This window comes from Gemella sanguinis ATCC 700632 (assembly GCF_000701685.1).
GTDB lineage: Bacteria > Bacillota > Bacilli > Staphylococcales > Gemellaceae > Gemella > Gemella sanguinis.
On sequence record NZ_JNJO01000003.1, the window covers coordinates 181505 to 197527 of the forward strand.

The window sequence follows — 16023 nt, forward strand, 5'->3', positions numbered from 1 at the left end:
ATTTCTTTTAACAATGGTTATTAATTATATTTTATGATAAACTATATTTAGTAAACTTAGGAGGTTTAAAGAATGTTAAAAACTAATTTTTTAGATGTAGAATTATCTAATCCGTTGATGAATGCATCTGGTGTACACTGTATGACAATTGAGGAATTAGATGAATTAGCTAACAGTGATGCAGGAGCTTTTGTAACAAAAACAGCAACTCGTGATTATAGAGAGGGAAATCCTGAACCTAGATATTATGATACTGCCTTAGGAAGTATTAATTCTATGGGATTACCAAATAATGGTTTAGATTACTACTTAGATTATGTAATTAAACGACAAAAAGAAGGAGCTAAATTGCAATTTTTATCAGTAACTGGCATGAGTTATGAGGAAAATATTTCGTTACTGAAAAAAATTCAAGAAAGCGAGTATGAGGGAGTTACAGAATTTAATTTATCATGTCCAAACGTACCAGGTAAACCACAAATCGCTTATGATTTTGAATTAACTGAAAAATTATTAAGTGAGGTATTTACATTCTTTACAAAACCATTAGGTGTTAAATTACCTCCATATTTTGATATTGCCCACTTTGACGAAATGGCAAAAATACTAAACAAGTTTCCTTTAACTTATGTAAATAGTGTAAATAGTGTAGGAAATGGATTATACATTGATATTGATAAAGAACAAGTAGTAATAAAACCTAAAGGTGGTTTTGGAGGACTTGGTGGTGAATATATTAAACCTACAGCTTTAGCTAATGTCCGAGCATTTAGAGAACGCCTAAATCCTAGTATAAAAATTATAGGTACAGGTGGAGTAATAAATGGTAGAGATGTATTTGAGCATATTTTATGTGGAGCAGATTTAGTTCAAGTAGGAACGACACTACATAAAGAAGGTGTAGCAGTATTTTCTAGATTAACAAAAGAGCTTCAAGAAGTTATGAAAGAAAAAGGTTATGAAAGTTTAAATGACTTTAGAGGAAAATTAAAAGTTATAGAGTAAACCAAAAAGACTAGTGAAATTTTATCACTAGTCTTTTAATCTTAAAATATAATTATCCGTTTTCAATCGTATATAAATGAGAAATTTATAAAAAATATATGGAAAATGATAAATAACCCTTGCAAAAATAAAAAAAAGTTGCTATTATATATAGAAAATCACGCACATATAATAGCAAGAATATGGCTTGCGAGTTTCTACCATCTAACCGTAAATTATGATGACTATGGGCATTCTTTTTAATAATGTTATTATTTATATTTTAAAATATAGAATGACTGTATAAAGAAAGCTGCCTATAATATTTTTTATAGGTTGTTTTTTTATTTTTAGAGACTTTTCCATATTTATTGATAGTTGTGTAAAGAAAAAAGGAGACATTATTTTGAAAACATTTATTTTAAGCTTACAGCACGTACTGGCGATGTATGCAGGTGCAGTTATCGTACCAATACTTGTTGCTCAGGGGTTAGGGCTTACAGGAGAGCAAACTACGTATTTAGTATCAGTTGATATTTTTATGTGTGGTGTTGCAACATTTTTACAAGTATATAGAGGTAAATTTACAGGTATTGGATTGCCTGTTGTACTAGGATGTACATTTACAGCAGTTGCCCCAATGATAACAATTGGTAAAACAGCTGGTCTAGCTACAATGTATGGATCTATTTTTATTTCTGGTGTAGTAGTTGTGTTAATAGCACCTGTATTTGCAAAAGTAGCTAAATTATTCCCTCCTGTAGTTACAGGAAGTGTTGTTACTATTATTGGGATAACATTAGTTCCAGTTGCAATGAAATATATTGCAGGTGGAGAGGGTGCTTCAGATTTTGGGAATCCTAAATATATACTACTTGCTTGTATTACATTAGCAATAATCTTAGTAATTTATAGATTTACAACTGGATTTATTCAATCTATTGCAATATTAATAGGTATAGTAGTTGGTACAATTATTGCTAGCTTTATGGGTATGGTAAGTTTGGATGAAGTAATAAAAGCTGGTTGGTTCCAACATCCAACACCATTTAAATTCTCAGGATTTGAGTTTCATGGAAGTTCGATCTTAACTTTCGTGATTGTGGGTATTGTTAGTATGATTGAATCAACAGGTGTATATTATGCCCTAGGAAATATCTGTGATAAACCAATTAAAGAAAATGATTTAAGAAGAGGATACTTAGCAGAAGGGTTAGCAGTAATGATTGGTTCAACAGTTAATGCTTTCCCGTATACTACATATTCACAAAACGTTGGTTTAGTTCAAATTTCTGGAGTAAAAAGTAAAAAAGTTATGTACGTAATGGTATTATTATTACTAGTATTTGGATCGATTCCTAAAGTTGGAGCATTAGCAACAATCGTTCCTCAACCAGTCTTAGGTGGAGCTATGATAAGTATGTTTGGTATGGTTCTTGCATACGGTGTTAAAATGTTAGGGAACACAGACTTTGCTAAACAAGAGAATTTAATGATTATTGCATGTTCAGTAGGATTAGGATTAGGTGTTACAACAGTACCTTCAGCATTCGCTCAACTACCATCATATATTCGTACATTTACTGATAGTGGTATTGTATTAGGAACTGTAGTAGCAATTATTATGAACCTAATTTTCAACAGAAAATCTAAACGAAATCAAAAATAATATTATTTAAAACCGCAGACTTAGTGTTTGTGGTTTCTTTATTTACACAGATTCTTTAAGTGATATTGTTATAGGTAAATATATAGTATTTTAGTGTACAAAATAAATAATATATAGTATAATTTATTTAAAGGTCAATTTTAGTCAATAAAGGAGGGTGACCTTATGAATAACAATATGACTGATATACTGGAGCAGTATATAAAGGAATTATTTGAAAAAGCGTCAGAAAATCAAATAGTAATAAAAAGAAGTAATGTTGCACAAAAATTTGATTGTGTTCCTTCTCAATTGAACTATGTTATAAAAACTCGTTTTACTCCAGAACATGGATTTATTATTGAAAGTAAGCGAGGAGGTGGAGGGTTCATTAGAATAACAAAAATAACTCTTCACAATGGAACTGATTATTTAGATTATTTGATAGATAATATCGAAGGAGAAACAATAGAAGTTGAAGAAGCAGTAAGAATAGTAAAAATACTCTTAGATAAAGGATATATCGATAAATTTGATTATAATCATTTTGCTGATAGTGTTGATACTGTAGTTGCTACGTACAATCAATTTTTAGAACATGTTAATGATGATGTTGCCGAACAAATGCAAAATAGTACTAAGGTGCATCTTAAAGATATGACTATTAAGTTTTTAGAAAATATAAAATATAATAAGAGAGGATAAAGTTATGTACATAAGATTTAATGAAACGGCACTTATGGTTTTAACTACAGCAAAAGAAGAAGCTAATGACTTTGGTGTAAAAGCTGTTGGAACAGAACATTTATTATTAGCAATGCTAAGTATGAAAAATACTCTTTCTTGTAGAACATTAAATAAACACGGAATTTATTATGATGATTTTAGAAAGAGTGTTGCGGAATTTTATGAGGATGAACTTGAAGGTACGGAATTCCATAAAAATGTTCTAATGAAAATAGACTACACTAATGGAGCTGTTAGAACAATAGAGAAAAGTCAACAATTTGCTGATGATACTTCTAGTTTCGTGGTAACTAGTGAACACTTACTATTATCTTTATTAAATGAACAAAATAGTACAGTACATAGATTATTAACTGAGAAATTCAATATAAATACAAGTGTAATAATTACTGAACTTTTTGAATTATTAAAACAAAGTCAAGGATTGTTCTCTAAACTATTTGATGGATTTAAAAAATTAGAGGCTTCTGATGATAGTTCAGAAAAAACAAAAACATTAAATTCATTAGCTAAAGATTTAACAAGAGACGCATTAAATAATAAACTAGATCCAGTTTTAGCACGTGATAAAGAAATTACACGTATGATTGAAATTTTAAATAGACGTACTAAAAATAACCCAGTTCTTATTGGGGAACCTGGTGTTGGTAAAACTGCTATCGTAGAAGGATTAGCAGAAAGAATAGTTTCTCAAAATGTTCCAAGTAACCTACTAGGTAAAAGAGTAATGGTACTTGATATGGGAACATTGCTTGCGGGTACTAAATACCGTGGTGAGTTTGAAGAGAGATTAAAAAATATTATCTCAGAAATTGAAGAAGCAGGAGATATTATTCTATTTATCGATGAAATTCATACTATTATAGGAGCAGGTGGTACAGAAGGAAGTGCTGATGCCTCTAATATCTTAAAACCTGCATTATCTCGTGGTTTAATCCAATGTATAGGGGCAACAACTACAGAAGAATATAGAAAATATTTCGAAAAAGATGCTGCCTTAGAGCGTCGTTTCCAGCCGATTAAAGTTGAAGAGCCGGATACAGATAGCTCTATAGAAATCTTAAAAGGATTACGTCACAAATATGAAGATCATCATAATGTAGAAATCTTAGATGAGGCTATTGATGCAGCTGTAAAACTAAGTACTACATATATTACAGATAGATGCTTACCAGATAAAGCTATCGACTTAATAGATGAGGCATGTTCAAAAGTGAAACTTAGATTCTATAAATCTCCAGATAAATTAAAAGAGTATGAAGAAGAACTAAGCCGCTTAAATAAAGAAAAAGATAGAGCTGTAATGAACCAAGAGTTTGAAGTTGCGGCACAAAAACGTGATGAAGTTAACCAAATTTTAAATAAAATTGAACAATTCAAAATTTCTTGGCAAGATAGCTTAAGTAAAGATAAAATTAAGATTACAGCTGATAATGTTGCAGAAGTATTAGCTGCTTGGACTGGAGTTCCGGTAACTAAATTAACTGAAACAGAAAGTGAAAGATTACTTAAATTAGAAGAAATCTTACATGAACGAGTAATTGGTCAAGATGATGCTGTAGTGAGCCTTGCTAAAGCAGTAAGACGTGCTAGAAGCGGATTTAAAGCTCAAAATAGACCTATCGGAAGTTTTATCTTCTTAGGACCTACAGGGGTAGGTAAAACTGAGTTAGCTAAGAGCTTATCAGAAGCGTTATTTAGTTCTGAAGATAATATGATAAGAATAGATATGAGTGAATATATGGAGCCACATTCTATTAGTAGATTAGTAGGAGCGCCTCCAGGTTATGTTGGATATGAAGAAGCTGGTCAGCTTTCTGAACAAGTTCGTCAAAAACCATATTCAGTAGTGTTATTTGATGAAATTGAAAAAGCTCATCCATCTATATTTAATATTCTATTACAAGTATTAGATGATGGACGCCTAACAGATGCTTCAGGTCGTACAGTAGACTTCAAAAATACTATCATTATCATGACTTCAAATGTTGGAGTTAGTGAATTAAAAGAACAAAAATTTGTTGGATTTGGTGGTAGTGAATCTATTAAAAATGACTACAAAAATGTTCAAAATACTATGATGGAAGCACTGAAAAAGCAATATAGACCAGAGTTCTTAAACAGAATTGATGATATAATTGTCTTCAAAACTCTAGAAAAAGAAGAACTAGAGAAAATTGCTCAATTATTAATTAATGGTCTATCTAAACGTTTAGAAGATAGAGATATCAATATTAAATTAAGTAAAAAAGCTATGGCTAAAATCGTTGAAGATGGAAGTATTAGAGAATATGGTGCTCGTCCATTAAAACGTAGTATTCAAAAAAATATAGAAGATTTACTTAGTGAAGAATTACTAAGAAACCCAGATTTAACTGGTACTATAAATATTGATTATAAAAATGATAAATTTGTAGTGAAAAAAACTAAGAGGTAATCATGGCGAAAGTTAATGTAAAGTATGAATGTAATGCATGTGGTTATCAAAGTTTAAAATACATGGGAAGATGTCCAAATTGTAAAAAATGGGCATCGATGGAAGAAGTTCTAGAAGCAAAAAAAGCAACAAAACATACTAGTTTTGAAGCAACAACAAATGATGCAGAACGTGTAGAGGCAGGCAAATTAAAAGCTGTCTCTACACAAGATGTACCTAGAACACTTACAGATAGCAGTGAACTAAATAGGGTTTTAGGTGGAGGAGTAGTAGGAGGATCATTAGTGCTCCTTGGTGGTGACCCTGGGATAGGGAAATCTACACTTCTATTACAAATTTCAGCATATTTAGCAAAAGAACATGATGTGCTATATGTTACAGGGGAAGAGTCTGTAAGACAAGTTAAAATAAGAGCAGATAGATTAAAAAATAATACGGATGAGCTTTATGTTTATGCTCAAACTGATTTAAATTTGATCTATCAAGTAGTAAAAAAAATAAAACCAAAGTTTTTAGTTATTGACTCTATACAGACCATCTATAATCCTAATTTAGAAAATTCTCCTGGTAGTATTACTCAAGTAAGAGAATGTACGCAACAACTTATGAAAATAGCAAAAAGCTTAAATATTGCTATTTTTATAGTAGGTCATGTGACAAAAGAAGGTACAATAGCAGGACCTCGTATGTTAGAGCATATGGTAGATACTGTTCTATACTTTGAAGGTGAAAATCAACATAGTTATAGGATATTAAGAGCGGTAAAAAACCGTTTTGGTTCTACTAATGAAATAGGTATTTTCGAAATGAAAACTAGTGGATTAGAAGACCTAGCTAATCCATCACAAATGTTTCTAGAAGAACGAAGTAAAAATCTTGCAGGTGCTACTATTATAAGTACAATGGAAGGAAGTCGACCGTTATTAGTCGAGATTCAATCTCTAACGACACCGACAGCTTTTAATAATCCTCGTAGAATATCTACAGGATTAGAGTACAATAAATTAATTTTGCTTATGGCTGTTTTAGAAAAAAAAGCAGGATATTTATTACAACAACAAGATGTATATGTTAAAGTATCTGGTGGGGTGAAAATAGATGATCCCGCAGTTGATTTAGGTGTTGTTGTTGCAGTTGCTTCAAGTTTTAAAGATGTAGCGGTTGATATGAATGATTGCTTTATTGGAGAAGTAGGTCTGACTGGAGAAGTAAGAAGAGTTAGCCGTATAGAACAAAGAATAAATGAAGCAAAAAAACATGGATTCAAAAGGGTTATTGTGCCAGTTGGGAATATGAAAAATTCAGAATTCCCATCAGGTATAGAAATAATACCTGTGAAAGATATAAGAGAGTGTCTAGATATAGCATTTGGCAATGTATTTTAAATTAAATATAGAACTAGTGTAGAACACTCTATACTAGTTCTATTCTGTTTTATTAAATAAAATGTAACATTTGTAATAAAAATATAATAATTATTTTTAAAAAACTTATATTAATTTTTAAGCGAATGTAGTAGAATAAAAGATAGAATATGTTAGATTTGTTAGAAATTTAGATTATTATTTAACTTTCTATCAAATTTAAAAAATATTTTAAAAAAAATATAAAAAGGAGTGATTATATGTTGAAAAAAGCATTAATGGTAATTTCATTATTCCTTGGTATAACAGCAGGATCATTGACAACTAGTGCACTAGTTAATAACAATGTTTTTCCTTCTATGAATCCAACGGTCTTAAGAATAGCTGTTACAGTTGCAATGGCAATACTATTTGTATTAATGTCTTTATTATTTTCTGATAGATTTGTAACAAGATTAAAAAGCATAGAAGATCGTTTAACCAAGATGCCAATTCAAAAAATAGTTTTTACAACTATCGGTTTAATACTAGGTCTTCTACTAGCATCACTATTATCATCAGGAGTTGATATAGTAGTTGGAGCTGGAATTATGGGAAGAGTTATTTCTGCCACAATTTATTTTATCTTTGGTTATTTGGGACTAGTTCTAGGATATAGAAGAGAGGGCGAGTTTCTTAACTCTTTAGCTACAGTTAAGTTTGGAAGTAAAAATAAAGAAAAGGAATCAAAATCTAAGACTAAAAAGACAACTGAGGTAATTGCTAAAATTATAGACACAAGCGCACTTATAGATTCACGTATTCATGATGTTGCTCAAACAGGCTTTTTAGAAGGGAAAATTATTGTCCCAGAGTTTGTGTTAAAAGAATTGCAACTTATCGCAGATTCAGAAGATCCTTTAAAACGTGCCAAAGGTAGATTAGGACTTGACTGTGTTGAAGACTTACAAAAGATGAAAGAAATTAATCTTGAGATTGACAATAAATATAATTATAATGAACACAAAGGCGTTGATAATTTGCTTATTGACTATGCTTTACAATATAAATGTGCGATTATTACAACAGACTACAATCTAAACAAACTTGCAACACTTCAATCAATTAAAGTTCTTAATGTTAATGATTTAAGTAATGCAGTTAAACCAATTTTAACAACTGGAGAGAGATTAAAAGTTCAAGTATTAAGAGAAGGTAAAGAAAATAATCAAGGTGTTGCTTATACTGAAGACGGAACTATGATAGTTGTTGAAAATGGAAAACGATATGTAGGGAAAAATATTGAAGTCGAAGTGCAGAGTGTTCTTCAAACTTCATCTGGTAGAATTATCTTTACAAAAATAGTTTAATAAGGTTTGCTTTTTCTAAAAAAATATGATATTATAAGTTGTATTGTATTAATGAATTAGTATTTTAGGAGGAGAGTATGCACACTTTTTTAATGGCAACAGCAATAATGAGCAGTATTTTGCTAATAATCGTAGTATTATTACAAGACAGTAAATCTGGTGGTCTATCTGGATTAACTGGTGGAGCAGAAGAATTGTTCGGTAAACAAAAAGTAAGAGGTGCTGAATTAGTTTTACAAAGAATTACTATAGTTTTAGGACTAATATTTTTTATATCACTAGTGTGTCTTACTTGGTTAAAATTATAGATTAAAGTAATAAACCTAAAATGTACTTTCATTTTAGGTTTATTTTTTTAGTAAAAAATATTGTATTAACAAATACTAAATCCATATAATTTTTGAACTGAAATTATAAATTCTAGTATTTGTAATTATAAGAAAATTTAATTAGTAATAAAGGAGGGTTAAATGTTAGAAAAAATCATAAATTTATTTAAACAGTATAAAGTATTAAGTATAGAAGATTTAAAAGAAAAATTAGAAGTAGAGTCTGCAAAAGATTTTGTTGAACTAGTTAAATATGTTGGAAAGTTAGAACAAAAATCAACAATAATACAGTTACCGAATGAAAAATTTCTTTATGTAAAAGAAGAATTAGAAATAGAAGGAATAATTAGGATACATCAGAAAGGATTTGCTTTTGTTTATTCGGAGAATTTAGGAATAGAAGTATATGTTCCTAAAGGATTCACTCAAAGTGCTATGAGCGGAGATAAAGTACTAGTAAAAGTAGATAGTGTTTATAGTGATAATAGAAATATAGAAGGAATAGTTCAAAAAGTTATAGAAAGAAACACTAAGTATACGGTAGGAACACTAACTAACGCTAAGTATTTTTCTTTCGTCAAAAGTGATGATAAAAATATTAGTAAATATATTAAAATTACTAATGCTAAGAACTTTAATTTAGTTGATGGTAGTAAGGTATTAGTTGAAATAACTGATTATTCTAAAGTTAGTTTTGAAGATCATAAAGGTATTATTTTAAAATCTCTAGGACATAAAGATGATCCAGGAGTAGACATATTATCTGTTATTTATAAACATGGAATCCCTAGTGAATTTCCAGAAGATGTAGAAGAACAAACTAAGAACATAAGCGATAAAATAGAAAAAGAAGATAAATATCGTGATTGTACAAAAGAAATGATTGTAACAATAGATGGTGATGATGCTAAAGACTTGGATGATGCGATATCGGTTATTAAAACAAAAAAAGGATATAGATTAAAAGTGTTTATTGCTGATGTTAGCCGCTATGTTGTTGAAGATAGTCCATTAGACATAGAAGCTTCTAAACGTGGATGTAGTATTTATTTAGCTGATAGGGTAGTACCAATGTTACCTAGAAAGCTTTCAAATAATATTTGTTCATTAAACCCACATGTATTAAGATATACAATTTGTTGTGATATTGATTTTACGGATAAAGGAATACCTGAGAGTTATGATATTTATCCTGCAATAATAGAATCAAAAGGTAGGCTAGCATACAAAAAAGTTAATGAAGTTTACGAAGATAATAAAGAAACTATTGAAGAATATAAACCATATGTTCCAATGTTAAGAACAGCCTTGGAATTATCTAAAAAAATTAGATTAAACCGTGAAAAACGAGGAGCAATAGATTTTGACAAACCTGAGTCAAAAATTGTTGTAGATGAAAAAGGTGAAGTATTAGATGTTGTATTACGTGAACGTGGTGTAGCAGAAAGATTAATAGAAGACTTTATGCTAAGTGCAAATGAAGTAATTGGTGAACATTTCTATTGGATGCAAGTACCATTTGTCTACAGGATTCACGAAGAACCTAAAGTTCAAAAGTTAAAACAATTCTTTGATATTTCTGCAAGCTTTGGTTACAGAGTAAAAGGTAGTATAGAAGAAGTTGAACCATACATGTTATCAAATATGTTAAGGAAGTTTAAAGGTGAAGTTATAGAGCCTATGTTATCAACTATACTGCTTAGAACGATGAATCAGGCAAGATATTCGACAACAAATATTGGGCACTTTGCTTTAGCAACTAAGTATTATACGCATTTTACATCACCGATAAGACGTTATCCTGATTTACTAGTTCATAGAATGATTAGGAAGTATTTGTTTGAAGGGGATGTTAAAGAATCTACATTAGAACATTATGCAACTAAACTTCCTGAGTTAGCTGAAAGTTCGTCTGAATATGAAAAGCGTGCAGTTGATTGTGAACGTGAAGTAGACAAGATGAAAAAATGTGAGTATATGATGAAGTATCAGGAACAAACATTTAGAGGTGTTGTTTCTAGTGTAACAAACTTTGGTGTATTTATTACTCTAGAGAATAATATAGAAGGTTTAGTGCATATTAAAGCAATGAATGATGACTATTATACATATGATGAGAAGAATATGTTATTAATAGGTAGACGAAATAAAAAAATATATCGTCTTGGAGATGAAGCAATAGTTAAAGTTGCTAATGTAGACTTAGAAAATTATGAAATAGACTTTAAAATTTTAAAACATAAATCTTTAATAAAAAATAGAAAATAGAGGAAGATATATATGAATAAAGAGAGTAGAGTTATAGCACAAAATAAAAAAGCTAGTCATGATTATTTCATTGAAGATACTTATGAAGCTGGATTAGTGCTAACAGGTACTGAGATAAAATCAATTCGTCGAGGTAGAATAAATCTTAAAGACTCATATTGTCAAACTAGACGAGGAGAAATGTTTGTTTACAATATGCATATTTCTCACTTTGAAGAAGGTAATAGATTTAATCACGAACCACTACGTGTTAGAAAATTATTACTAAAGAAAAAACAAATTGCAATACTAACTAATGCTCAAAATGAGGCTGGAATTAGTATTATACCCTTAAAACTATATATAAAAAATGGTTATGCAAAACTTTTAATAGGTGTTGCAAAAGGGAAGAAAAATTATGATAAACGCCATGTACTAAAACAAAAAGAAGCTAATAAGGAAATTAATAGAGCATTAAAAGATAAGCAGAGATATTAAATAACAATTTTTTATTGTATAGGCATAGAGGAAAGTATATTACCAATTATCCGTGGTAATGTACTTTTCTTTTTTTGGGATAATAGTAAAAAATAATTTTAGACAAAAATAAGAAAAATGTCTATATTTAAAAATAGTAACTTATAACTGTTTCATAAATATACTGTAATACATTTCAAAAAATAGTAGGTATTAAATATTGATTTAATAATATTTACGAAAATCGGATAAAAAACTTTATAAAAACGCTTTACTTTTTTATGAAAGCGTGCTACAATATTAAATGTCATTAAGAAAATCAATACTAAAATTATTGTAAATTACATTATTTCGTTTGAAATTTTCAAAAAAATAATACAGTTATTTTTCTGTATTATAACTGATAAGGGGATTTTCGAGAAATTTTTATACAGAATATTAGGTTATTTTATAATAATATTTGGTATGGAATATAAGTTTTTATTTCACGTATATATATTAATGATTTTCTTGCAAAAACAAAATATATTTTTAAAAGGAGTAGTGTATTTATGGAAAAATTCACTCAATTATTACAGCCAGTGGCTGATAATCTTTATATTTCTGCACTTGTTGCGTTAATACCTATAGTTTTCTATCTTGTTGCACTAGCAGGATTTAAAGTAAAAGGTTGGCTAACAGGGTTGCTTACACTTATAGTTGCTATTGTAGTAGCTGTTGTATTCTTCAAAATGCCATTCCAATTCGCAGCAATGTCAACTATTCACGGTATGGTTTATGGATTACTTCCAATTTCTTGGATTATTTTAACATCTGTATTTTTATACAAAATGACAGTCAAAAGTGGTCACTTTGCAATTATTCGTGATAGTATTACATCATTAACAGATGACAGACGTATCCAAGCGTTAATTATCGCTTTCTCATTCGGAGCATTCTTAGAAGGGGCTGCAGGATTTGGAGCACCAGTTGCTATTACAGCAGCACTTTTAGTAGGTTTAGGATTTAAACCTTTATACGCAGCAGGTATCTGTATGGTAGCTAACACTGCACCAGTTGCTTTCGGAGCAGTTGGTGCACCAGTAACAGCTTTAGACGGATTAGCTACATATGCTAACGGAACACCAATCGCAGCAACTGAAATCGCAGCAATGATCGGACGTCAATTACCATTAGTTTCTATCTTTATTCCATTCTACTTAGTATTAATTATGGCTGGATTCAAGAAAACTATGGAAGTTTGGCCAGCATTATTAGTATCTGGTGGTTCATTCGCGATTGCTCAATTCTTAAGTTCTAACTATATGGGAGAACAATTACCTGACATTCTTTCTTCATTAGTATCATTAATTTCTATCGTTATTTTACTTCAATTCTGGAAACCTAAAACAACTTGGAGATTTGAAGGTGAAGATGAAGATCAAAAAGATAAACAAAATGTACCAGCTCATTCATTAAAAGATATCTTTGTTGCATGGTCTCCATTCCTAGTATTAACAATCATTATCTTTGTATGGACATTAAAACCAGTTAAAGCATACTTTAAAACAATTGCTCTTAACCCTAAAGTTCCACTTATCCACAACAACATAATCAACTCTATTTCTCATAAAGAAATTGCAGCTGTATTTAAATTAGACCTTATTGGTTCTATCGGAACTGGTATTCTTGTAGCAGCTTTACTATCTAAGTTCATTATCAAACTTAGCTGGAAAGATACATTCAAAACTTTTGTTGAAACATTCTCAGAAGTTAAACTAGCATTATTAACAATCTGTTTCGTAGTAGGATTTGCATACATCATGAATGCTTCAGGTATGTCAAATACTCTAGGATCTGCTTTAGCAGCAACAGGAAAAGCATTCTTAGTATTATCACCGGCTCTTGGTTGGATCGGAGTATTCATTACAGGATCAGATACGTCAGCTAACTTACTATTCGGTAAACTTCAACAAGTTACAGCTAACGGAGTTGGAATGGATCCATTAGTTGCAGTAGCAGCCAACGCATCTGGAGGGGTTGTAGGTAAGATGATTTCTCCACAATCTATCGCAGTTGCAGCAGCAGCGGTTGGATTAGTTGGTAAAGAATCTGACTTACTTAAATTTACAGTTAAACACAGTTTCTTCTTACTAATTATAGTGTGTATTATAGTTTATCTACAAGCAAGTGGAATACTAGGATGGATGATTCCTCATCACCCATAGAATAGAAGCTTTAAAATAAAGAAGATTGAGATTTTCTCAATCTTCTTTTTCTTTTTTTAACTTGTAATAAACTAGTACTAAAAAAATATGAGAATTTACTTGTATTTTTATTTACAAGATGTCAAAATAGTGGTATTATTGAACAGTTAGATTAATTATTTAGATGTATAATTATTATAATGAAAATACATTATATAATTTGTTTTATAAGTGAATTACACAAGGAGAAAAAAATGTCAGTACAATTAAGAGATGATATTAGAAATATAGCTATTATTGCTCACGTTGACCACGGTAAAACTACTTTGGTTGATGAATTATTAAAACAATCAGGAATTTTCCGTTCTAATGAACATGTTGAAGAAAGAGCGATGGATTCTAATGATTTAGAGAGAGAACGTGGTATTACTATTTTAGCAAAAAATACTGCAATTGATTATAAAGGAAAAAGAATAAATATACTTGATACACCGGGACACGCTGACTTTGGTGGAGAAGTTGAACGTATTATGAAAATGGTTGATGGAGTTCTTTTAGTAGTCGATGCTTATGAAGGAACAATGCCTCAAACTAGATTCGTACTTAAAAAAGCTTTAGAACAAAACTTAAAACCAATAGTTGTTGTTAACAAAATAGATAAAGATTCTGCTCGTCCAGAAGAAGTAGTAGATGAAGTAATCGACCTATTTATCGAATTAGGTGCTAATGATGATCAACTGGAATTCCCTGTAGTTTATGCATCAGCTATTAATGGAACAGCTTCATTAGAAAGTGATCCTAGCTTACAAGATGAAAACATGCAATGTCTATACGATACTATTATCGATTACGTGCCTGCACCTGTTGATAATAGAGAGGAACCATTACAATTCCAAGTAGCATTATTAGACTATAATGACTATGTTGGACGTATTGGTATTGGACGTGTATTCCGTGGAAGTATGAAAGTTGGGGAATCTGTTTCTCTAATGAAACTTGACGGAACTGTTAAAAACTTCCGTGTAACTAAAATCTTCGGTTACTTTGGATTAAAACGTGAAGAAATTAATGAAGCACATGCTGGTGATATCGTAGCGGTAAGTGGTATGGATGACATCAACGTAGGTGAAACAGTATGTCCTTCAGATCATCAGGAAGCTCTACCAGTATTACATATTGATGAGCCAACACTTCAAATGACATTCTTAGTAAACAATTCACCATTTGCAGGTAAAGAAGGTAAATTTGTAACTGCTCGTAAACTTGAAGATAGACTAATGCAGCAATTAGAAACTGACGTATCTTTACGTGTAGAACCAAATACTAGTGATTCATGGGTTGTTAGTGGACGTGGAGAACTTCACCTTTCAATCTTAATTGAGAATTTAAGACGTGAAGGATTTGAACTTCAAGTATCTAAACCTGAAGTTATTATCCGTAATATTGATGGAGTTGACTGTGAGCCTGTTGAACGTGTTCAAGTAGACGTTCCAGACGAAAGTGTAGGAGCAGTAATTGAATCATTAGGACAACGTAAAGGTGATATGATTGATATGCAAGCTGACGGTAATGGACAAACTCGTCTTATCTTTAATGTACCAGCTCGTGGATTAATCGGATATAGTACTGAATTTATGTCTATGACTAAAGGTTATGGAATTATTAACCATACTTTTGACTCTTATCAACCAATGCAAAAAGGTAAAGTTGGTGGAAGACGTAATGGTGTATTAGTTGCATTAGAAAATGGTCAATCAACTGCATACTCAATCTCAAGTTTAGAAGATCGTGGAACAGTATTTATTGAACCAGGAACTGATGTTTATGGTGGTATGATTGTTGGGGAAAATAACCGTGAAAATGACTTAACAGTAAATATTACAAAAGCTAAAGCACAAACAAACGTACGTTCTTCAACAAAAGATCAAACTGTAACACTTAAAAAAGCTCGTATTATGACGTTAGAGGAAAGCTTAGAGTACTTAAACGATGATGAGTACTTAGAAGTAACTCCAGAGTCTATTCGTCTACGTAAAAAAGAATTAGACAAAGCAGCACGTGAAAAAGCAGCACGTAAAGCTAAATATTCAGAAGAATAAAATTTGAAGCTCAGTTAAGAATATTAACTGAGCTTTCAGGCTGTTGACAAATAGGTCAACAGCCTTTTTTTAACTGAAATAAAACCTTTAAAATGGTATAATATAAGTATACAAAGGAGGTTTTAGTATGTTTAATAAAGTAGAAAATATAAAAGA

Annotated in this window: 11 protein-coding genes and 1 riboswitch; all 11 genes read left to right on the top strand. The window is 30.5% G+C overall.

The window, feature by feature from the left end:
- Positions 1–72: 72 nt before the first annotated feature.
- Positions 73–1005 carry a dihydroorotate oxidase gene (locus tag T369_RS0103025; protein WP_031551567.1) on the top strand — a complete coding sequence of 311 codons (933 nt, stop codon included), beginning with the start codon at positions 73–75 and terminating at the stop codon, positions 1003–1005.
- A gap of 144 nt (positions 1006–1149) precedes the next feature.
- Positions 1150–1252: riboswitch (purine riboswitch) on the top strand.
- Between the two features lie 138 nt (positions 1253–1390).
- The gene (locus tag T369_RS0103030) at positions 1391–2653 is read left to right on the top strand and encodes a nucleobase:cation symporter-2 family protein (protein WP_031551569.1); all 1263 of its coding nucleotides are present in this window, start codon (positions 1391–1393) and stop codon (positions 2651–2653) included.
- Between the two features lie 165 nt (positions 2654–2818).
- The gene (locus T369_RS0103035) at positions 2819–3337 is read left to right on the top strand and encodes a CtsR family transcriptional regulator (protein ID WP_031551571.1); all 519 of its coding nucleotides are present in this window, start codon (positions 2819–2821) and stop codon (positions 3335–3337) included.
- 4 nt (positions 3338–3341) lie between these two features.
- Positions 3342–5816 carry an ATP-dependent Clp protease ATP-binding subunit gene (locus T369_RS0103040; protein WP_031551573.1) on the top strand — a complete coding sequence of 825 codons (2475 nt, stop codon included), beginning with the start codon at positions 3342–3344 and terminating at the stop codon, positions 5814–5816.
- Positions 5817–5818: 2 nt separating this feature from the next.
- Positions 5819–7201, top strand: coding sequence for a DNA repair protein RadA (gene radA, locus T369_RS0103045; protein WP_031551576.1), 1383 nt, complete (start codon positions 5819–5821; stop codon positions 7199–7201).
- 239 nt (positions 7202–7440) lie between these two features.
- Positions 7441–8529 (top strand): PIN/TRAM domain-containing protein, encoded by a 1089-nt coding sequence (locus T369_RS0103050; RefSeq protein ID WP_031551579.1) that lies wholly within the window; start codon positions 7441–7443, stop codon positions 8527–8529.
- Positions 8530–8606: 77 nt separating this feature from the next.
- Entirely contained in the window at positions 8607–8837 is a 231-nt protein-coding gene (gene secG, locus T369_RS0103055) for a preprotein translocase subunit SecG (protein WP_006364459.1), read from the top strand.
- Positions 8838–8999: 162 nt separating this feature from the next.
- Positions 9000–11126 (top strand): ribonuclease R, encoded by a 2127-nt coding sequence (gene rnr, locus T369_RS0103060; protein WP_031551582.1) that lies wholly within the window; start codon positions 9000–9002, stop codon positions 11124–11126.
- Positions 11127–11138: 12 nt separating this feature from the next.
- Positions 11139–11603, top strand: a complete 465-nt coding sequence (smpB, locus tag T369_RS0103065) for an SsrA-binding protein SmpB (protein WP_031551585.1) — start codon at positions 11139–11141, stop codon at positions 11601–11603.
- Between the two features lie 530 nt (positions 11604–12133).
- Entirely contained in the window at positions 12134–13789 is a 1656-nt protein-coding gene (locus T369_RS0103070) for an L-lactate permease (RefSeq protein ID WP_031551587.1), read from the top strand.
- Positions 13790–14022: 233 nt separating this feature from the next.
- On the top strand, positions 14023–15867 hold the full coding sequence (typA, locus tag T369_RS0103075; protein WP_006364455.1) for a translational GTPase TypA: 1845 nt from the start codon (positions 14023–14025) through the stop codon (positions 15865–15867).
- Positions 15868–16023 lie beyond the last annotated feature (156 nt).